Raw genomic sequence first — 18,842 nt, 5'->3', positions numbered from 1 at the left:
CACGGCATTGGACGATGGGACGATAAATAGCGACTTTCCAGCATAGATCGTTCAGCGAGCAGAATCTAGAGTAAAGGCCACGGGACGCTGAAGTCCTGACCCAACCAGAGGCGAATTCACCATGCGTATTTTTCTCACCGGCGCGACCGGATTTATTGGCACCGCTGTCACCCGCGAACTTATCGCCGCGGGCCACCAGGTACTTGGATTAACCCGCAGCGAGCAGGGCGCGCACCACTTGGCGGCCTCGGGGGCGGAAGCACATTATGGCGACGTTAACGATCTAGACAGTTTGCGTCGCGGCATTAGTCAGGCCGATGGCGTGATCCACACCGCGTTCAATCACGATTTCTCGACGTTTTTAGCCAACTGTGAAAGTGACCGTCAGGTGATAGAAGCCATGGGCCGAGAATTGGCGGGGTCATCTCGCCCGCTGATTATCACCTCGGGTGTCGCGCTGGGCGCACTTCAACCCAATACGCTGGCTAGCGAGGACAACTTCAATCCTGATCACGCCAACCCGCGTAAAGCCTCAGAGCTGGGTGGCATCAAGGCCGCCGAGCAGGGCGCCAGCGTCTCGGTGGTGCGACTGTCGCAGGTTCATGACCCTATCAAGCAGGGTTTAATCACCCCGCTGGTTGAACTGGCTTTGCAGAAGGGCGTTTCGGCCTATGTCGAAGAAGGGCAAAACTGCTGGTCCGCTGTGCATATCAGCGATGCGGCGCGGCTCTATGTGTTGGCGCTGGAGAAAAACGCCACCAATAGCCGTTATAACGCCGTGGCCGAGCCTGCTATCCCAATGAAAACCCTCGCCGAGACACTGGGCCGGGTGCTGAATTTGCCGGTGAAACGCCTGGCTACGCACGAGGCGGCCGAGCATTTCGGCTGGATGAATATCTTTGTCACCCACGATATGTCTGCCTCCAGCGACCTCACCCAGCAGCGTTTAGGCTGGAAACCGACGGGCCCGTCATTGATAGCCGACCTTGAGCAAATGCCTATCAAGTAACCTTGTCAGCGGCTTCCGGCGTGGGGGCGGCTCGTCGGGTGGCGAGGAAAATCAGCGGAACTGCAATCAGGTAAATCGCCACCACAGACAGCCAGACCGCGCCGGGCCAGTGGTGCTGCACGGCAAAATAGAAGGTAGAGAAAAAGAGTGGCGCGACAATAGATGCCAAACTCACCGCCGACATCAATACCCCCTGAAATTGCCCCTGCAGGTCGGCCTCCACCTGCCGTGTCGCCAGTGCCTGAAGGGCCGGGGTGCCCATACTGCCCAACGCGAACAGCGGCATAATGGCGAACACCATCCAGCCTTGTTGAGCCAAGGCCAGCCCGACCAATGCAAGACAGGCGCAGCCAATTCCCAGCAATGTCGCGCCGCGCTCGCCAAAAAACCTGGCGGCGGGGCCGGGCAGAAAAGTCTGTACCAGCGTTTGGCACAGGCCAAAGGCTCCCAGAGATAAGCCAATCCACAAGCCGTTCCAGTGAAAAGCGTCGTGTCCCCACAGCGCCCAACAGATGCCGTAAGCCTCGCCGGTGGCACTCAAAATAAAGAAAGTCATCACAATCGGCATCAGGCCCTTCATCGACCAAACCCAGCGCAGCGGGCGTAATGGATTAAGCAGCGCGAGATTGATTTTCCCCGCACTGGCTTTGCGCGACTCCGGCAAAACCCACAGCGCCAGTAGGAAGTTGGCAGCGTTAAGCGCGGCGGCGGCCATAAACGGCAGCTGCACGCGGATATCGCCCAAAACCCCGCCGATAACCGGGCCGATAATAAAACCCAGCCCAAACATGGCATTGAACAGACCAAAGCGTCGGGCGCGGGTTTCCGGCGGCGAGATATCCGTGATGTAGGCCATGGCCACTGAGACATTGGCGCTGGTCATCCCGGCAATGGCTCGGCCAATCAGCAGCCAAACAAGGGAGGAAGAGAATGCCAGCAGCAGATAATTCAGCGCGGCACCGGCGAGGGAGAGCAACAGCACCGGCCTGCGCCCAAGGCGATCGCTCAGCGCACCCAGCACCGGCGCAAAAACAAACTGCATCACGGCATAAAGCGCGGTCAGGATGCCAATATAGAAGGCAACATTGTCGCTATGGGTAACCTGTTTGAGTAAGGAGGGCAGAATAGGAAAAATCAGGCCGATGCCCACGGCATCAAGTGCAATAGCAGTGTAAATAACAATAAGTGATTTATTCATAACGCGTTCCTGTCGACATTCAGATTCAGCCTTCATAAAGCTGAGTCCATTGACCTGCCTGACCGGGAGTCAGACCTTAGAACGCTGGCCGAGGAGTGCGTTGGATCACTCTCGACGTATGTGTCGGCACCTAAGCGCCGATTTTTCGCGAGGAGGGAGTTATAGCATGGCTCGGCGCGGGTTGCATCACCTCTGTACCTGTACGCGCTCTATTGCAGCCATGAATATTTAACAGCCATGGCCACAACGCCAAGTTAAGATTTTTGACACCCGCTCACCTGCGGGTAATTGCGGCACACCAGCATCAATTCGCCTTTTGGCTCGAAGCCTTTATCCAGCATACATTGCTGGATGCCCGCGGCTTTGCGCAGCGTTGGCACATTGGGGACTGAGCCTAAAGGGTGCGGATATCCGCATTGATACATCACCGACTCGGCCAGCTTGTCATTCTCAATCTGCTCGTCGAAGTGCTTCGACGCCCCGGCCTTGCGCCAGGTGATAAAGGAAGACTTTACTTCGGCGTAATCAGGCCTCATTGGGTGGAAGCCTCTGTCAGCCACAAAAGGCAGAGCGTCGAGCTGGCTCTGGCTGAGAGGCTTTCCCTGCTCCTGCTCACGGCAGGCTTGGGTATCGTGGTAAACGCGGACACTACAAATTTTGAATCCGTCTTTGCGGGTAAACCCTTGATTTTCCATGCACTGATAATAAAGCACTGACTCATTGTCGGTCTTGGGAATGTCGGAACCAGGCAGCTTAACGCCACATTGCCCCATCGCAACGCGCACGCCGTCAATATCCGTATTTGGGCGCTGCCACTGGGTCAGGTCGGGTGCTGGAGGGCATCCCGTTAACAATAGAACGGACACGGCCAGCAGAGGTAAGGTCAACAGAGTCGATTTGCGGAACATTGAAATCCCTTATTTATTATTGTGTAAGGCTGCGCCCATACTGCCCGTATTCCCGTTCTGCAACAATCTTGTTCTCCGAAGAAGTTTCTATGAAATAAAAATTTAACGTCGCCCGGATTGACTGCCACTGCAAACGTAATATTATAAGTTACATGAAAAGAGACAGTAAATTATCCGGCATCTTGCACCTCTTGCTGCACATGGCCGAACAGAATACGCCCGTCACCTCTGAGTTGCTGGCACAAATGATGGGCACCCATCCGGTGGTGATCCGCCGCACCATGGCGGGGCTGCGCGAACGCGGCTATGTCAGCTCGGTGAAAGGGCACGGCGGCGGTTGGACCTTAACCTGCGACCTCAACCAGATCACCTTGGCGGAAATCTGGCGCGCGGTGGGTGAGCCCGCGCTTATCGCCTTAACCCATCGCCACGAATCCCCCGGCTGTCTGGTCGAGCAGGTGGTCAATCAGGCATTAGATACCGCCAGCCGCGAGGCCGAAGCCTTGCTGATCGCCCGGCTGGGTGAAGTCACGCTGGCCGAGCTTTCCAAAGATTTTCATCAGCACTTCGCCGCGCATCGGTCAGCCACGCACGCCTGCCAACCCAAGGATCCCGCATGAACAACACCAATGACATCTTCAACGGCGAATTCTCACGCCAGTACGACGCCTATAATGAAAGTCTGAATGAGATTGCCAATAACCTGCATATGTTGATTGCCGTGTTGCTGCGCGACCTGCCGAAAAAGGCGCGAATTCTCTGCGTGGGAGTAGGGACGGGGTCTGAAATCACCCGGCTCGCCAAGCAGCATGCGGGTTGGCACTTCACCGGCGTCGATCCTTCCCCAGATATGCTGGCAGTCTGCCAAGAGAAGTTGCAGCGCGAAGAGCTGAGTGAAAGATGCACTCTGATCGAAGGTTATCTGGGCGACGTGCCGGTGAGCGGCGACTATGACGTTGCGCTGTGTCTGCTGGTCGCCCACTTTATTCAGGACGCCGATCGTTTGGGTATTTACCAGCAGGTAAATGACCAACTGGCGGCGGGCGGGCGAATGATCTGCGCCGAAATCGCCGGAGATATGGCATCTGAAGGCTTTGACGCCCAGCTCATTAGCTGGGCAGCCATGCACTCTGTAGCCAGCAAAACCGAGCGCGACCCGCTGGAAATCAGAAACCAGCTTAGCCAACGACTGTTGTTACTGGCCCCGGAGCAAACCGAGCGCCTTATTAGCCAATCAGGCTTTGAACTGCCGCAGCGCTTCTTCCAATCCTTGCTGATCCACGGCTGGATGGCAAAGAAACCTCAGAGATAGCATTTATCGTCAAAGACAGAATGTGAACGAACATTCTCAAAACTTGAACAGGCGTCCAGCTTTTGGCATGATGCTTGCCCCACCGAGTTTTAAAACGGGTAATTTCTTGGTTTATCTCTGTAAACAGGACAGGCAGGCCGCCATTTTGCAGGCCGCCGCACGCGTGGCGTTGGATGAAGGATTAGCCGCCACCACGGTGAGACGCGTAGCGTGTGAAGCGAGCACCGCCTCAGGTCAGGTGCATCACCACTTCTCCAGCGCGGCATCCCTGCGGGCAGAAGCCTATGCGCTGGTGATGCGTGAACTGCAATGGGATCTGGAAGCCACCAGCTGTCACCTGCCTGCGCTGGAACGGCTACAGCTCTATCTCATTGATGCGAAACATGAAAGATACCTACAGGCCATCCGCCTGTGGCGAGAAGCCATGCTGTTGAGCGAACAAGATGAACTGATGAAAGCCGCCTTCGCCGGTTCACTCTACGACTGGCATCGGCTAGTCACTAATGTCATCCATTCCGGGCTACAAAACGGTCAATTCACGGCGACGGATGACGCGCAGGACATTGCCTGGCGGCTAATTGGCTTAGCCAGCAGCTTCGACGGTATGTCGCGCCTCGAGTCGCTGGGTTTAACGCGGGAAAAAGTGGCTTACAACTTAAACCGCGCGATTGAAAAAGAGTTGTTTTTACCTTCTAGCACCCATTGATTGATGACGATTATAGAGTCGATTTCCGGCGCGAAAAGCCTGGGATCCACGTTAAACATCAGGACAGTTCGGAGCGCAATTTGTACAACATCGAAAAACCTGATTTCCACGACCAGCTGATCAAAGAGCTGCTGTACTGGATTGAAGTTAATCTGAATGACCGTCTGACCATGGAGAGAGCCTCGAAGAAAACGGGCTACTCGCCGTGGTATCTGCAACGCCTGTTTAAAAGCAAAACGGGCTATGCCTTGGGGAAATACATCCGCGATCGCCGTTTGACCATGGCGGCCATTGCTCTGCGCCTGACCAATATGCCGATTCTGGATATCTCGCTCTACTACTCTTATGACTCGCAGCAGACCTTCACTCGCTCTTTTAAGAAGAACTTTGCCGAGACGCCCGCCGTGTTTCGCCGCAACGCCGAGTGGAATATGGGCGGCATCACCGCGCCGCTGCTGATCGACGAATTTCCTGCGCCGAGCTATGAAATTATCGAGCTGCCGGAGATGTCATTTGTCGGCAAAACCCAGCGCCACAGCTATCCGATTGAAGCGTTATTCAATCCAAAAAACCATGTGCACCGCGACGCCATGCATCACTACCTGAAAGATCCGACCTGCCTCGACCGTGCGGCTTGGGGTTTGGCGGATTGCCGGGCCAGTGACGAAGTGGAATCGGTGATGGGCATGGACATGCTCTACACCGTGGCGCGCCAACTCGGCGAAGAGAGTCGAGAGGGGGATTGCGACGAGCTAGTGGAACAGATAGTGATCCCGGCGGGTCGCTATTTGAAATTCGACTACACCCACGAGTTGGATCGCCTTAACGATTTCATTCTATATATGTATTCGGTGTTTTTACCGACGCAAGATTTGCAGTTCCGCCTCGGGCATGATTTGGAAAAGTACACCCGCACCGCCAGCGAAAATGGCATTACCTGCGAATATTACATTCCTATTGCCTAGGTTATTCCGTCGAAACGCTCTCAGCAGGGGCCATCACTGGCCCCGCTGACGCTCGCGGTATTCGCGCGGCGAACAGAGCATCACTCGCTTAAACGCATTACTAAAAGCACTGTCCGACTCATATCCCAGCGACTGCGCCACGACAGAAACTGTCACATCGCTGGCGGCCAGGCGCCGACTCGCCAACTGCATCCGCCAGCGAAGTAAATATTCTAAAGGCCCAAAGCCGACTTTCTGTTTGAAATTCAAGGCGAAAGTTGAACGGGAAACCCCGGCCACCTCGGCCAATTGCTGCACGCTCCAGCGTTTTTCCGGTTCAGCATGCATAGCCTCCAGCGCGGCGTTGACTCTTGAATCGGAAAGGGCAAACAGCCAGCCCGTCGGGCTGTCCTGCTCCCTTCCCAGATACTGGCGCAGCACCTGAATCAACATGATATTGCCCAACTGCTGGGCCATCATCGCACCACCGGGGGACGGGCTGGATACCTCTTGCGCCAACAGTTCAAGAGCCCAGCGCAGCACCGGCGCCGAATCCGTGCTGGCATTGACTACCGCCACCGAAGGCAGGCTGTCGAGCAATAAACGGGCTTCCTGACCGTAATTAAAACGCCCGCCAATCATAAAAAAGTCCTGCTCAGCGCCGTAGTGCAACATGCCTTTGACCGACTGGCGAAACAGCGCCACGGCATCTTCGGTTTTCATCCCTAAGGCGCTGGTCAGCGTGAAGGCTCTCGGCCGGGTCAGGATGAAGCAATCCCCCCGCTGTAGCTGAATAGGGGTGGATTCTCCTTCCACTGTTAGCCAACAGCTGCCTTCGACCACGGCATTGAATTTGATGTTTTCGGGAGGCGGGAAATGCATCCCCCAGTCACCGCCGGTGCGCAGCCCGACCACATAAGCTTTGTCGGCACTGAGTTGGGAAAGTACGTCTGAAAGTGGGTCCATGGGTCGACTCCGCGAAGTGCCGTAATGGCGTCATAATGCACGGAAGATATCAGCTATACTCGCCGCACGGATAACCTTTTCATGGCTTATTCCTCCATCCTTTGTTCCCACCACACAGGCGCACTGCATGATAGAGAAGATCTTAAGCACCATGCTGTTAGACTCTACTAACCCTAAAATTCAAACGATTCAGACTGGTCATCGCCTGAATCTGGCGGAGTTCTGGGCCATCAAACCGAATGAGCGAATCCTTGAGATTGGCTGCGGGCAGGGCGACACCACCGCCGTGCTAGCGGAGTTGGTGGGCGAAGACGGGCAGGTAGTGGCGCTGGATATCGCCAGCGGCGACTACGGCAGCCCTTACACCCTCGCACAGTCTCTCGACAAGCTCACTTCCTCGCCGGTGGGCAGCCGAATCAGCGTGCATCTCGAGACGGACTTCCTGTCAGACGCCGTTGAATTTCCACCTAAGTACTTTGATAAAGTCATTGTGGCGCACTCCTCTTGGTATTTCGAAAACCTCGACGTGCTGGCGCGCATCATTGAAAAAGCCCGCCGCGTCGCCAAGCGGTTCTGCTACGCCGAGTGGGATACGCGCGTCACCGACGTCAACCAGATGGCTCACCTTTACGCAGTGCACATTCAGAACCAGTACAACCTGTTTGCCCACCACGACGACTGTAATATTCGCACGCTGATCACCCGCGACGACCTTGCCGCGATGATGGCCGCACGGGGCATTAAGCAGCAGTCGGAGCAAGTCTTTGAGCAGCACCAACTGCAAGACGGTCAGTGGGAAGTGAGCCACGTGCTGCGCCACCTCCAGCAGGTGATCGCCAACAGCGCAGAGCTGAACGCCAAGACCAAAGCCTTCTTCCAAAGCCAAATCGCCGAGTTGAAGCACTACGCCGACCGCGGCGTCGCGCCGTTAAATGCGCATGCGTCGGTGTGGGATTTGGGTGAATAAATAAAATAGCTCGCCACATTTCAATAATCAGACGATCTCGACAGTATTCGGGACGTTAATGCATTCCTAGTCTGAGCAATATCCAGCATGATGGGTTGTCGGCTAACCGATGACCCCGGGGTTGTCTTGCGATTCAACCACATTGGAACTGACTCTATGACCACTCAACAACAACCACTGCATTCTGGATTCGACAAAAACTCTACCGCCAGCGAGGTGCTGGGCCAACGCAGCCTCACTGGCATAAATGCGATTGTGACTGGCGGCTATTCTGGTATTGGGCTGGAAACGGTGCGCGTTCTGGCCGAGGCCGGGGCGCAGGTCCGCGTTCCCACCCGTGATGTGGAAAAGGCTAAAGAGGCGCTAAAAGGCATTCCCAATGTTGAAACGGACTTCTTAGACCTGATGGACCCCGCGTCTATTGACGCTTTCGCCGAGCGTTTCCTCGCAACGGGCCGCCCACTGCATATTCTGATTAACAGCGCGGGGGTGATGGCACCGCCGCTGCATCGTGACGCACGGGGCAACGAGTGGCAGTTTTCCACCAACCATCTCGGCCACTATCAACTCACCGCGCGCCTGCTGCCCGCGTTGAAAAATGCCAACGGCGCGCGCGTGGTCTGCGTCTCTTCACGCGGGCATCGCTTTGCTGGGGTGGATTTCGCCGATCCTAACTTCAATCAGCGCCCGTATGACAAATGGCTGGCCTACGGCCAGTCGAAAACCGCCAACGTACTCTTTGCCTTACAGCTGGATAAGCTCGGCGAGGCGCATAATATCCGCGCATTTTCCCTGCACCCGGGCGCGATTTTTACCGCGTTAACCCGCCATATGGAAAAGAGCGATTATCAACGCGTCGGCGCACTCAATGAGAATGGAGAGGTAAAAACCACTGAAGAGGCGGGATTCAAAACCGTTGAGCAGGGCGCTGCAACCTCGGTGTGGTGCGCCACCCATCCAAGTTTGGCGGGCAAAGGCGGTGTTTACTGTGACGATGCAGACATTGCTCCACCGGCCGCCGAGGACGGCGCAGAAATCGGCGTAAGCTCATGGGCCATCGACCCCGAGGCGGCCAAACGGCTGTGGCAGCTGAGTGAGAAACTCACCGGCGTGCGCTACGTCTGGTAAATCCGGGCAAAAAAAATGCCGCACGCCATTTCTGGAATGCGGCATTTTTAATTCCGTCATCACTGTTCTGCAACATTAGCCATAGGCCGCTTTATGATTGATGTGATAGAAGGTCGCGGTGGCGGCCATGACGTGTTGATCTTCCTTACCCGGTTTGTGCGATTCCACATTAGTAATGTGATAACCGACAGCACCCGCGTCTAACGCCTTTTTAACAAATGCACTATTCAGCTCTTCCATGGACGTTGCCCAAGAAACCGTTGCTACGCCGACGGCCTGCAAGGACGCGACTTCACGATGCGATAATCCTGTGCGAACTAAAACAGGCGTAACCGTCTTGGGGTTAAATATGGATATAATATCATTCACTAAATCTTTCATGGACTTACCCCTCATCAGGTTAGGTTCTACATCGGTTAGTCAGAGCATGTCGTCAATAAACAGAGGTTGATGGCCACTCTGATTTATTCACCGGCACCGTTCCAATAGACACCCATTTTTGTTTAGATCTTTAGCTTTAATTGCTAATTAGTTGTTAAGAAAACTCCCGCCACAATTCACGTCATCTTCAACGAAGATATTTTCAGTTGGTTACAGGTCAGGGGTGGTTGAAATGTGCCAACTGGCGGCTATTTCACCGTCGCCAGTTGGCGAACTTCAGCCTCCGGCTTTGCGGCAAATTGGTTTTCCGGCTCACGCAGGCCCAAATTCTCGCGCAGCGTCTCTCCTTCATACTCCGTGCGGTATAAGCCTCGCTGCTGCAAGAGTGGGATCACCTGCTCGACAAAATCGTCGAAAGCCGTTGGCGTGCCGCCGCGAACGATAAACCCGTCCGTCGCGCCACTGGTAAACCAGTGTTGTAGACCATCGGCCACGTCGCTGGCGCTGCCAATAAAGGTCGGGCGCGGGGTGGCGGCTTCCAAAGCCACCTGACGCAGCGTCAATCCGCGCGCTTTGGCGTCACGCTTGATAGAGTCCGTGGTGCTGCGGAAGCTGTTTTGGCCCAAATCACCAATGTCCGGGAAAGGCTCATCCAACGGATGTTGGCTAAAATCATAATGCTCGAAGTAGCGCCCTAGGTACTCCAGCGCCTTATCGGCGGTGACTAGCTGGGCCGTTTGCTGATATTTCTGCTCGGCGTCGGTGACGCTGTCACCAATAATCACGCTGATGCCTTGGAAGATACGGATATCATCGGCGTCACGGCCGTTTTCAACCAGCTGGCGTTTGACGTCCTGATAGAATTCGCGGGCCAGCTCCGGCGTGGCCTGACGGGTATAAATCGCGTCGGCGGCCTCGGCGGCAAAGGCTTTGCCCTGCTCGGAGGCTCCGGCCTGAAACACCACCGGCTGGCCCTGCGGCGAGCGCCCGACGTTGAGCGGCCCCTGCACCGAGAAGTATTTACCTTGATGGTTCAAGGTGTGTAGCTTCTCCGGCGTAAAGAATTGCCCCCTGGCCTTGTCGCGCACGAAAGCATCGCCTTCCCAAGAATCCCACAAGCCTTTGACCACGCTGACATATTCACTGGCGATGCGATAACGCTCGTCGTGCTCAGGGTGCTTATCCCGCGAGAAGTTCTTGGCCGAGCCTTCCAGTGGCGAAGTCACCACATTCCAGCCCGCGCGGCCGCCGCTGAGGTGATCCAGACTAGCGAACTGCCGCGCCACGGTAAAAGGCTCGCTGTAAGAAGTAGAAAGCGTCGCCACCAGACCAATCTTATGCGTCACCAGCGCCAGCGCGGACAGCAGGGTGATAGGCTCAAAACGGTTGAGGAAGTGCGGGATCGACTTCTCATTGATATACAGCCCATCGGCGACAAACAGAAAATCAAATTTCCCCTGTTCGGCCTTTTGCGCCAGCTGCTGGCAGAACTGGATATTGATGCTGGCGTCAGCCACCGCGTCCGGGTGGCGCCACGCGGACATATTCCCTGACGCGCCCTGAATGATCGCCCCCAAACGTAACTGTCTCTTGTTGCTCATGACGCTTTCCTCAATATTGGGTTGATGTTGTTCGAGCTAGGCCGCCTGACCGGGCAGCGCGGCCAGCAGTTGTTGAGTCCAGCGGTGCTGCGGATGGTTAAACACCCGATTGACATCGCCGCTTTCGACCACCGCGCCGTCTTTCATTACCAGCACGCGGTCGGCGAGATGGTGAATGACGCCAAGGTCGTGTGAAATAAACAGCAGCGCGGTGTGATGCTCCGCCTGCATATCGGCCAGCAGATCCAGCACCTGCGCCTGCACGGAAACGTCGAGCGCGCTGACCGGCTCGTCGGCCACCAGCAAGGCAGGGTTTGGCGCGAAGGCGCGAGCAATGGCCACGCGCTGACGCTGCCCGCCGGAGAGTTCACGCGGGTAACGCTGGAGAAAATGCTCGCCGAGGCGCACTTCATCCAAAAGCTGTAACACGCGCTGGCGGCGGGCCGCGCCGAAAATGCCCGCTGCGTCGAGGCTCTCGCCGATGATTTTCTCCACGGTATAGCGCGGGTCGAAGGAGCTGAGCGGGTCCTGCGCAATCAGCTGAATTCGGCTGCGGCGCAGGCGTCGTTCAGCCTCAGCCACGTGGCTCCACGGTTGCGCTTCAATCTGGATCAGGCCGCTGTCCGGTTCGGTCAGCCCCAGCACCATGCGCGCGACGGTGGTTTTACCCGAGCCAGACTCGCCGACGATGCCCAGCGTTTCTCCCGCCGAAAGCTGGAAACTGACATCGCGCACCACCTGATGCTCGCCGTAATATTTATTCAAGTGCTGGGCCAGCAGTAGCGGCTCACCGGCTGCAATTTGGCGCTGGGGAAGGGGCTCCGGCATGGGGGATGAGAGGCGAAAACCTTTAGTTTCGGGCGTCGGCGCGGCGCGCAGTAGCTGGCGAGTCCACTCATGGGCCGGCGCATTGAGCACCTGCCAGGTCGCGCCTTGCTCCACCGCTTCGCCATCCTTCATCACTACTACAACGTCAGCCAGCTGGCCGACGACGGACAGGTCGTGGCTAATCAGCAGCAGCGCCTGCCCGTCGTCTCGGCGGCGCTGAAGGAGGTCGAGGATCTGCTTTTGCACCGTCATATCCAGCGCGGTGGTCGGCTCATCGGCAATCAGCAGCTCGGGTTTACCGGCCAATGCCGTGGCGATCAGCGCGCGCTGGCGTAATCCGCCTGAGAGCTGATGCGGGTAGAGGCTCAGGCGGCGCTGCGCCTCCGGCATGCCCACCGACGCCAGCAGTTGCAGACTCTGCTTGCGCAGGTCGATTTTGCCCTCGCTCGGATGCGCCAACAGGGCGTCGCCCAGTTGCTGGCCGATACGCCGTAAAGGGTCGAGAGAAACCAGCGCGTCTTGCAGCACATAGCCAATCTGCCTGCCGCGCACGCCGCGCCACTCGCGCTGGCTGGCGCGCAGCATGTCACGGCCATTAATCATAAAACGGTCCGCCGTCAGCTCGGCTTTTTCATCCTGTAGCCCAATCAGCGAGCGGGCGGTAACGGTTTTCCCCGAGCCGGATTCTCCCACCAGCGCCAAAGACTGCCCGCGCTGCAATTGCAGGTTTAACCCGCGCACCACCACTTTGCGGCCCTGCGGCGAGGGGAAGCTGACGGTCAAATTGCGAATATCAATAAAGAGTTCCTGACTCATGCCTGTCTCCCTTCGAAACGCGCCTGCCAGTGGCGGCCGACGGTGTTGACTGCCACCACGGTGAGGGTGATCGCCACGCCGGGCCAGACGCCAATCCACCAGGCATTGCGCAGGTAATTTCGCCCTTCGGCCAGCATCAATCCCCACTCGGCCGTTGGTGGCTGCGGCCCCATGCCGAGGAAACTCAGCCCGGCCGTGCCGATGATCGCCGTGCCTAAACCCAAGGTTGCCAGCACCGGCACGTGGGCTATGGCGTGGGGCAACACGTGCCGCCAGACCAGCGTGCGGCGAGTCAGGCCGAAGGTGCGCGCCTGCTCTACATAGCCTGAGGACATCACCACGAAGGTTTGCGCTCGCACCACGCGGGCAAAGCGGGGGATCGAAGCGACGCCTAGGGCAAAGATCAGATTGGTGGTGCCTGGGCCGGTGAAGGCAATCAGCATCAGCGCCAGCAGCAGGTCGGGAAAGGCGGAGATCACATCCACCGCGCGGCTGATAAACTCATCCAGCGCGCCGCGCGCCAGCCCGGACAACAGCCCGAGCAGGCTGCCGACGGTGACCGCGACGGCCATCGCCGCGATGCTGATTAACATCGAATAGCGGCTGCCGTAGATAATGCGCGTCAACACGTCGCGCCCCAGTTGATCGGTGCCCAGCCAGTGGGCGGCCGAAGGAGGCAGCTGGGCGTTGATCGGGTCAGCGCTCAGCGGATCGTATGGGCTAATAAGGGAAGGAAAAAGCACCGCCAGCAGTATTAAAATCAGGAACAGAGCTGCCACTGCTAATCCTGTTGAAGGCCAACTGCGGCGGCGCTGTAAGCTTAGGGAGAGGCTCATGACGCGCCTCCCTGTGAAGAGGGCTGGTCGCGCAGGCGCGGGTCAATCAGCAGGTAGAGAATATCCACCAGCGTGCTCATCGCCACGTAAACCAGCGCCGAGAAAATAGCCACGGCGAGCACTACCGGCAGATCTTTGCCGAGCACGGCGTCCACCGTTACTTTGCCCAGCCCCGGGCGGCCAAACACCTGTTCGGTGATCACCGCGCCGCTGAGCAGCCCGCCAATCAGCCAGCCGGTGAGAGTGACGGCGGGCAGCGCGGCGTGACGCAACGCGTGGCGCAGGCGAATGGTCAAATTACCCAGCCCCCACGCCCGCAGCGTCAAGGCGAAAGGCTCGTTTAACGCGTCCTCCAGACCCCGGCGCAGCACCTGCGCGACCACCGCACCCTGCGCCAAGCCCAGCGACAGCGCCGGTAATACCAGTGCCGAGAAGTTGCGATCCCCGGCGACCGGGAACCAGCGCAGGGTAAAGCTGAAGATAAACAGCAGCACGATCCCCAGCCAGAAAGAGGGTGTCGAGGCCAGCAGCAGCTCGAAGAACCCGGCAATCCGGCGGCCAAGGCGGCGGTTAGCGGTGAGCACCGCCATCGCCACGGCGAAGGTCAGGCTGACCAGCAGCGCCGCGCCGGTCAGTTTCAACGTCGGCCAAAGCTGTGAAAGTACCAGTGAACTGACATCAATATTGAGCAGGTAAGAGCGGCCGAAATCGCCGTGCAGCACCCGCCACAGATAGTGCAGATATTGCAGCCACAGCGGCTGATCCAGCCCCCATTCGGCGCGAATCGCCGCCTCAATCGCTGGGGTACGTACCTGCTCGCCAATCAGCAGGCTGACAATATCCCCCGGCGCGAGATAGACGCTGATAAAGGACAAACTCACCGCCGCCCACAGCACCAGAACGCCGCTGCCAATGCGGCGTAGAATTCGCCACAACAGCGGCGCGCGCCATCTCGGCGGGCTGCGCCACCGGCGAGGCGTATCGAGTGAAGTTTCAACAGTCATCGGGCGGCTCCTTGGTTCACTTACAGTTCAGTTCGGCGCGATTTAATGGTCGCTCAGCCAGACGTCATAGGCGTTTTCAGGCATCTGCTTGAAAGGTCTAAAGCTGACACCGTGGACGTAAGACGCGGCAGCAATCTGGTCTTCCGGCTCATAGAGCGGGATGGCGAAGGCCTGCTGCACGATGGCAAACTCCTGCAACTGGGCATAAAAGCCTTTGCGCTTGTCGTTATCGAGGGTTTGCGCCGCGCCGTGCAGCCAAGGGGCGATTTCTGGCGCATCGGTACGGCTATAGTTGATGGCACCGCCGCCTTTCACTGGCAGGTAGTGGTTTTCAATATCAATGCCGTCGGTGTCGGTGTTCGAGTTAGCAATCGAGCCAAACAGCCCGGTATTGCGCACATCGGTGTAGGTGCCGGAGTCGACATAACGAATCTTCAGTTCGATACCCAAACGCTGGCGAGCCTGCGCCTGAAGGGCTTGCAGCAGCACATCGCGCTGGTCGCGCACCGTGGCCTGCGCCTGAATGATCTCAATGCTCAGGCGTTTGCCGTCTTTGGTGCGAAAGCCCTCGCCGTCGCGGGTTTTCCAGCCCGCCTCATCCAACAGTGAATTGGCGAGTTGCGGGTTATTGCCATATTTGCCGTCGAGGCTGTTGTCATACAGCGGGTCTACTGGCGACGTGATGCCCCACACCCGCGTGCGCTCGCCGCGATAGATAGATTGCAAAATCGGCCCGACATCCAGCCCCTGCAACAGCGCCTGGCGTACCTTTACTTCCTGGGTTGGGCCGTAAGTCACGTTAAGAAACAAGGAGTAAGGCGTGCCGGTGTTCAGCGCATGTTGGTAGGTGAAGTCTGGGTTATCTTTGAATTCTCCGGCGTCATTGCCGGAAATCCCCTCAATCACGTCCACCTGACCAGAAAGCAGCGCGCCAGTGCGCACTGAGGATTCAGGCAGGAAGCGATAAGTCACGCTGTCGAGATAGGCCGGGCCTTGGTGCGCGGCATTGGCCGACGCCCAGTTGTAGGCCGGGTTTTTCACATACTCGACCTGCTGGCCTTTCTCATAACGCTTGAGGATAAACGGCCCGGTGCCCGCCAAGTCCGGCCCACCGGCTTTAAGCTGCGGAGAGGACCACGAGGCCGGAGAGAGCAATTTCAGCCCGGCGGCGAAAGAGAGGAAGGGCGCGTACACCTGCTTAAGAGTGATCACCACCGTGTTTTCATCCGGAGTGGTGACGCTCTCGATACGGCTGGCAATGGCGCACAGGCTAGAACCGGCGCAGTACGCCGGGTCCTGCGCATGGCGGAAGTTCTCCGCCACGGCGTTGGCATCAAACTTTTTGCCGTCGGAGAAAGTGACGTCAGGGCGCAGGGTGAAAGTGTAGGTTTTGCCGTCGTCAGACAGGCTGTAGCCCTTGGCCAACCACGGAATATAGGAGCCGTCTGGCTTGCGAGCCAGCAGGGATTCATAGGCCACGCGCAGGATCAGTTCGGCTTTCGACTGGCCGTTAAGCTGCGGGTTGAAAGTATTGGGTTCGGTTTCTACGCCCCAGGTTAGAGAGCCGCCGCTGCGCGGTTTTTCATCGGCGGCAAAGGCAGAATAACTGACAGACAGCGCCATTAACGAAAGGGCGGTTAGCCCGATAGTGGGTTTAATCAGGTTCATTGTTTTCCCAGAGATCAATAAGTTAAAACGGCATTTAGACGAAAAGCTTGGCCTCGGGCACGGTGCGCACGAACTCTTTTTGCGCCTGCGCCTCATAGAGCGAGGTGTTGAGGATTTTGCGTAAGTACACCAGTTCCACCCCTAGCGGATTCACCGCCGTGTGGAAAGGCTCATAGCCGCGACGCTGATAGAGCGCCGTCAGCCAAGGGTGGCGAATGGCGGTCGCTAGGTAGACGGCGGGCACTTTGAGGGTGTCGCGCAGAAAAGTATTTTCGACATGCGTCATGATCTGGCCGCCATAGCCGTGGCCTTTGGCATTCTCATCCACCGCGAACCAGTGGACGAAAGGCCAGGGCGCGTACTCTTTCTTGCTGGTCGGCGTCCAAGGAAAGCGAGTGGTGAGGGTCGCCGTGATGCCTTGCTCGGTTTCCAGCACATAGGTGGTTTCATTGCGGATCACCTCACGCACGTCCTCCACGCTGGCGCGGGTAATGGTGAAGTGAATGTTCAATTTCAGCAGCGGCGAGTAAGCGCGTTGCAGCAGGCCATGCAGCTCGGCGGCCTCATCTTCTCGGGCCAGACGGATACGTTGACTCATGTGTTACCCCCCTAAGCCAGCGCCCGGCTCTCTGCGGCGAGCAGTTCGAGCGAGGCCAAACGCGCCTGTGGCTGAGCCAGCGGCGTGTCGATCACAAACTCTTCCACGCCATAGCGCGCCTGCAGCTCTTCGAGCTGATGGTGCACCTGCTCGGCGGTGCCGGTCAGAATCGACGAAACGCGCTCTTCAATCTTGTGCGAGGCGGCGGTGGACTGGCGAATGTAAGCCTCGGCCTGTGCCACGCTGCCCACGGTGACGCTCTGACCGTCGCTGCCAATCACCCGGAAAGCCTGCTTGTCTGCGGCCAGCTCTTCGGCTTTCGCTGCCGTCTCCGCCACAATCACCGACACGGCCAGCAGCGCGCGACGCCCCTGACTGTCATGGGTGTAAGCTGAGAGGGCGCGGCCGATTTCGGTCTGGTCGCCATTTAAATGCGCGGCAAACACAAAGTTCCAGTTCAGGCTGGCCGCCAGACGGGCGCTCTGCTCACTGGCACCGAGCAGGAAGCGTCCGGCAGTCTGCGGCGGCAGCGGCGTGGCGAGCAGGGTATCGCCCTGAGTGTCATTCGGCTTGGCATTTAGCCAGTCGTCGAGCAGGCGCAGCTGATCGGCAAAATCCCCTTTCAGGGCCGGATCCACGGCATATTGCAGCGCGCGAGTAGAGAGCGGCAATCCGCCCGGTGCTTTACCCACGCCTAAATCTACCCGGCCCGGCGCGAGGGAAGAGAGGACGTTGAAGTTTTCCGCCACTTTGTAAGGACTGTAGTGCTGCAACATCACGCCGCCCGAGCCGACGCGAATGCGCTGGGTGTGGGCGAGGATCCAGGCAATCACCACTTCCGGCGAGGAAATAGCCAGCTTGTCAGTGTTGTGATGCTCTGCCAGCCAGAAGCGGTGATAGCCCCAGCGCTCGGCCTTCTGCGCCAATTCCAGCGTACGTTTCAGCGCACCGCTGGCACTCTCACCTTCATCGATTGGACTTTTTTCCAGCAGACTTAATCGGTAACCCATCTCGTTATTGTCCTTATGTTCCCTGACTACGGTATGGGTTCGATTATTAAAGGCAGGTTAGAAAGTTGTAAAACAACAATAGTTGCTATGAAGTTGCGCGAAATGAGATAGGGATGGCGAGGAAATAGAAGTAATTGCCCAATAACTTGGTTTAAGATGCCACTTTCTGTTGTGCCAAGATAAGGATTATCATTAATGGCCACCATGCATAACCCACCGCATCCGGGGCTTCTTGTGAAAGAAACCATGGAAGAGTTAAACCTGAGTACCCGTGCCTTGGCGAAAGAGTTGGGGGTTGCGCCCTCGACGGTTCAGAGGATCTTTGCCGGGAAGTCCGATATTTCGCCTGAAATGGCCATTCGTCTCTCGGTAGTGATCGGCAGCTCTGAATATGTCTGGCTCGGCATGCAGAATGATTATGATTTGTGGCAGGCGAGGCAGGTGGTGGACGTTTCCCAACTGCACCGATTGCAAACGGCATAGCGATATAAATTGAAAGACAGAAGGGCTGCAAACCCGTCCCATAATTAGGTCCACCATGACACAACAAACCCCCAACCAAGATTTTGACCAGCGCTTCAATGCCTTGATGGCTAGCCTGTCGCTCGCGCCCAATACGCCGGACAATCAGGTTATTGACCGCATTGCCCTGCATTTTCGCAAGCTGCTGAATTTCTTGACTCAAGACGCGGCGCTGACCCAGCAGGCATTTGGCGATAGCCATAAAATCGCGCTGGTTGAGGCCATTAGCAGCCTGTTAGCCGGGTGCCAGCAGAGCGGGCTGTTTCGTCAAGACCTGTCGGCACGGTGGATGGCGCGCTGCTTTGTTGGCATGCTAGATCAAATGAAGGAGGAGCCGGGCGACGCGGCGGCTCGCCACCAGCAAAGCATCGGCTGCGCCAAAATCCTGTGTGAAGGGATTTGGCCGGGCGCGGCGGACGCCAGACCTTAATCAGCGCCAA

At 57.5% G+C, this 18,842-nt stretch carries 20 protein-coding genes; 9 read left to right on the top strand and 11 right to left on the bottom strand.

What is annotated here, in order from left to right; all coding sequences use genetic code 11:
- Positions 1-121: 121 nt before the first annotated feature.
- Entirely contained in the window at positions 122-1,009 is an 888-nt protein-coding gene (locus V2154_RS23070; protein ID WP_353504193.1) for an SDR family oxidoreductase, read from the top strand.
- Here the strand turns inward: V2154_RS23070 and V2154_RS23065 are convergent.
- Positions 1,002-2,243 carry a TCR/Tet family MFS transporter gene (locus tag V2154_RS23065; protein WP_353504192.1) on the bottom strand — a complete coding sequence of 414 codons (1,242 nt, stop codon included), beginning with the start codon at positions 2,241-2,243 and terminating at the stop codon, positions 1,002-1,004. The two genes, V2154_RS23070 and V2154_RS23065, sit on opposite strands and share 8 nt — an antisense overlap.
- 218 nt (positions 2,244-2,461) lie before the next feature.
- Complete coding sequence (locus V2154_RS23060; protein ID WP_353504191.1) at positions 2,462-3,115, bottom strand: hypothetical protein; 654 nt, start codon at positions 3,113-3,115, stop codon at positions 2,462-2,464.
- 152 nt (positions 3,116-3,267) lie between these two features.
- Between V2154_RS23060 and V2154_RS23055 the strand changes: the two genes are divergently transcribed.
- From V2154_RS23055 to V2154_RS23040, 4 genes are all read left to right on the top strand, one after another.
- The gene (locus V2154_RS23055; protein WP_353504190.1) at positions 3,268-3,735 is read left to right on the top strand and encodes an Rrf2 family transcriptional regulator; all 468 of its coding nucleotides are present in this window, start codon (positions 3,268-3,270) and stop codon (positions 3,733-3,735) included.
- Positions 3,732-4,427 carry a class I SAM-dependent methyltransferase gene (locus V2154_RS23050; protein ID WP_353504189.1) on the top strand — a complete coding sequence of 232 codons (696 nt, stop codon included), beginning with the start codon at positions 3,732-3,734 and terminating at the stop codon, positions 4,425-4,427. The genes V2154_RS23055 and V2154_RS23050 overlap by 4 nt, the downstream gene beginning before the upstream one ends.
- Positions 4,428-4,494: 67 nt before the next feature.
- The gene (locus V2154_RS23045; RefSeq protein ID WP_353504188.1) at positions 4,495-5,133 is read left to right on the top strand and encodes a TetR family transcriptional regulator; all 639 of its coding nucleotides are present in this window, start codon (positions 4,495-4,497) and stop codon (positions 5,131-5,133) included.
- Between the two features lie 80 nt (positions 5,134-5,213).
- On the top strand, positions 5,214-6,098 hold the full coding sequence (locus V2154_RS23040; protein ID WP_353504187.1) for a helix-turn-helix domain-containing protein: 885 nt from the start codon (positions 5,214-5,216) through the stop codon (positions 6,096-6,098).
- Positions 6,099-6,131: 33 nt separating this feature from the next.
- Here the strand turns inward: V2154_RS23040 and V2154_RS23035 are convergent, their stop codons facing one another.
- Positions 6,132-7,043 carry an AraC family transcriptional regulator gene (locus V2154_RS23035; protein WP_353504186.1) on the bottom strand — a complete coding sequence of 304 codons (912 nt, stop codon included), beginning with the start codon at positions 7,041-7,043 and terminating at the stop codon, positions 6,132-6,134.
- A 127-nt stretch (positions 7,044-7,170) separates the two neighbouring features.
- Here V2154_RS23035 and V2154_RS23030 point away from each other — a divergent pair, with 127 nt between their 5' ends.
- Positions 7,171-8,010 (top strand): class I SAM-dependent methyltransferase, encoded by an 840-nt coding sequence (locus V2154_RS23030; protein ID WP_353504185.1) that lies wholly within the window; start codon positions 7,171-7,173, stop codon positions 8,008-8,010.
- Between the two features lie 156 nt (positions 8,011-8,166).
- Entirely contained in the window at positions 8,167-9,138 is a 972-nt protein-coding gene (locus tag V2154_RS23025) for an oxidoreductase (protein WP_353504184.1), read from the top strand.
- A 75-nt stretch (positions 9,139-9,213) separates the two neighbouring features.
- Here V2154_RS23025 and V2154_RS23020 read toward each other — a convergent pair whose 3' ends face one another.
- The 8 genes from V2154_RS23020 to V2154_RS22985 form a co-directional block, all read right to left on the bottom strand.
- The gene (locus tag V2154_RS23020) at positions 9,214-9,519 is read right to left on the bottom strand and encodes a YdgH/BhsA/McbA family protein (RefSeq protein WP_353504183.1); all 306 of its coding nucleotides are present in this window, start codon (positions 9,517-9,519) and stop codon (positions 9,214-9,216) included.
- 248 nt (positions 9,520-9,767) lie between these two features.
- Positions 9,768-11,120: an LLM class flavin-dependent oxidoreductase gene (locus tag V2154_RS23015; RefSeq protein ID WP_353504182.1), complete on the bottom strand. Its 1,353-nt coding sequence runs from the start codon at positions 11,118-11,120 to the stop codon at positions 9,768-9,770.
- 36 nt (positions 11,121-11,156) lie between these two features.
- Positions 11,157-12,764 carry a dipeptide ABC transporter ATP-binding protein gene (locus V2154_RS23010; protein WP_353504181.1) on the bottom strand — a complete coding sequence of 536 codons (1,608 nt, stop codon included), beginning with the start codon at positions 12,762-12,764 and terminating at the stop codon, positions 11,157-11,159.
- Positions 12,761-13,600, bottom strand: a complete 840-nt coding sequence (locus V2154_RS23005; RefSeq protein ID WP_353504180.1) for an ABC transporter permease — start codon at positions 13,598-13,600, stop codon at positions 12,761-12,763. Before V2154_RS23005 ends, V2154_RS23010 begins: the two co-directional genes overlap by 4 nt.
- Positions 13,597-14,604, bottom strand: a complete 1,008-nt coding sequence (locus tag V2154_RS23000; protein WP_353504179.1) for an ABC transporter permease — start codon at positions 14,602-14,604, stop codon at positions 13,597-13,599. The genes V2154_RS23005 and V2154_RS23000 overlap by 4 nt, the downstream gene beginning before the upstream one ends.
- Before the next feature lie 42 nt (positions 14,605-14,646).
- Positions 14,647-16,227 (bottom strand): ABC transporter substrate-binding protein, encoded by a 1,581-nt coding sequence (locus V2154_RS22995; RefSeq protein ID WP_353504277.1) that lies wholly within the window; start codon positions 16,225-16,227, stop codon positions 14,647-14,649.
- Between the two features lie 79 nt (positions 16,228-16,306).
- On the bottom strand, positions 16,307-16,870 hold the full coding sequence (locus tag V2154_RS22990) for a GNAT family N-acetyltransferase (RefSeq protein ID WP_353504178.1): 564 nt from the start codon (positions 16,868-16,870) through the stop codon (positions 16,307-16,309).
- An 11-nt stretch (positions 16,871-16,881) separates the two neighbouring features.
- Positions 16,882-17,880, bottom strand: coding sequence for an LLM class flavin-dependent oxidoreductase (locus tag V2154_RS22985; protein WP_353504177.1), 999 nt, complete (start codon positions 17,878-17,880; stop codon positions 16,882-16,884).
- 195 nt (positions 17,881-18,075) lie between these two features.
- Here V2154_RS22985 and V2154_RS22980 point away from each other — a divergent pair, with 195 nt between their 5' ends.
- Entirely contained in the window at positions 18,076-18,363 is a 288-nt protein-coding gene (locus tag V2154_RS22980) for a HigA family addiction module antitoxin (RefSeq protein WP_353504176.1), read from the top strand.
- Between the two features lie 55 nt (positions 18,364-18,418).
- Complete coding sequence (locus V2154_RS22975; protein ID WP_353504175.1) at positions 18,419-18,832, top strand: hypothetical protein; 414 nt, start codon at positions 18,419-18,421, stop codon at positions 18,830-18,832.
- Positions 18,833-18,842: the final 10 nt, after the last annotated feature.

The organism is Ewingella sp. CoE-038-23 (assembly GCF_040419245.1).
Lineage (GTDB): Bacteria > Pseudomonadota > Gammaproteobacteria > Enterobacterales > Enterobacteriaceae > Ewingella > Ewingella allii.
The sequence above is the reverse complement of the archived record's forward strand: the minus strand, read 5'-3'. Positions and strand labels throughout refer to the sequence as shown.

Excerpts from the sequence above, each read along its gene's own strand:
- V2154_RS22995 (WP_353504277.1), bottom strand. The coding sequence starts at position 16,227 with ATGGCGCTGTCTGTCAGTTATTCTGCCTTTGCCGCCGATGAAAAACCG.
- V2154_RS22975 (WP_353504175.1), top strand. The coding sequence starts at position 18,419 with ATGACACAACAAACCCCCAACCAAGATTTTGACCAGCGCTTCAATGCC.
- V2154_RS23045 (WP_353504188.1), top strand. The coding sequence starts at position 4,495 with ATGATGCTTGCCCCACCGAGTTTTAAAACGGGTAATTTCTTGGTTTAT.
- V2154_RS23000 (WP_353504179.1), bottom strand. The coding sequence starts at position 14,604 with ATGACTGTTGAAACTTCACTCGATACGCCTCGCCGGTGGCGCAGCCCG.
- V2154_RS23020 (WP_353504183.1), bottom strand. The coding sequence starts at position 9,519 with ATGAAAGATTTAGTGAATGATATTATATCCATATTTAACCCCAAGACG.
- V2154_RS23015 (WP_353504182.1), bottom strand. The coding sequence starts at position 11,120 with ATGAGCAACAAGAGACAGTTACGTTTGGGGGCGATCATTCAGGGCGCG.
- V2154_RS23025 (WP_353504184.1), top strand. The coding sequence starts at position 8,167 with ATGACCACTCAACAACAACCACTGCATTCTGGATTCGACAAAAACTCT.
- V2154_RS23030 (WP_353504185.1), top strand. The coding sequence starts at position 7,171 with ATGATAGAGAAGATCTTAAGCACCATGCTGTTAGACTCTACTAACCCT.
- V2154_RS23010 (WP_353504181.1), bottom strand. The coding sequence starts at position 12,764 with ATGAGTCAGGAACTCTTTATTGATATTCGCAATTTGACCGTCAGCTTC.
- V2154_RS23050 (WP_353504189.1), top strand. The coding sequence starts at position 3,732 with ATGAACAACACCAATGACATCTTCAACGGCGAATTCTCACGCCAGTAC.
- V2154_RS23005 (WP_353504180.1), bottom strand. The coding sequence starts at position 13,600 with ATGAGCCTCTCCCTAAGCTTACAGCGCCGCCGCAGTTGGCCTTCAACA.
- V2154_RS22990 (WP_353504178.1), bottom strand. The coding sequence starts at position 16,870 with ATGAGTCAACGTATCCGTCTGGCCCGAGAAGATGAGGCCGCCGAGCTG.
- V2154_RS23065 (WP_353504192.1), bottom strand. The coding sequence starts at position 2,243 with ATGAAGGCTGAATCTGAATGTCGACAGGAACGCGTTATGAATAAATCA.
- V2154_RS23070 (WP_353504193.1), top strand. The coding sequence starts at position 122 with ATGCGTATTTTTCTCACCGGCGCGACCGGATTTATTGGCACCGCTGTC.
- V2154_RS22980 (WP_353504176.1), top strand. The coding sequence starts at position 18,076 with ATGGCCACCATGCATAACCCACCGCATCCGGGGCTTCTTGTGAAAGAA.
- V2154_RS23035 (WP_353504186.1), bottom strand. The coding sequence starts at position 7,043 with ATGGACCCACTTTCAGACGTACTTTCCCAACTCAGTGCCGACAAAGCT.
- V2154_RS22985 (WP_353504177.1), bottom strand. The coding sequence starts at position 17,880 with ATGGGTTACCGATTAAGTCTGCTGGAAAAAAGTCCAATCGATGAAGGT.
- V2154_RS23060 (WP_353504191.1), bottom strand. The coding sequence starts at position 3,115 with ATGTTCCGCAAATCGACTCTGTTGACCTTACCTCTGCTGGCCGTGTCC.
- V2154_RS23055 (WP_353504190.1), top strand. The coding sequence starts at position 3,268 with ATGAAAAGAGACAGTAAATTATCCGGCATCTTGCACCTCTTGCTGCAC.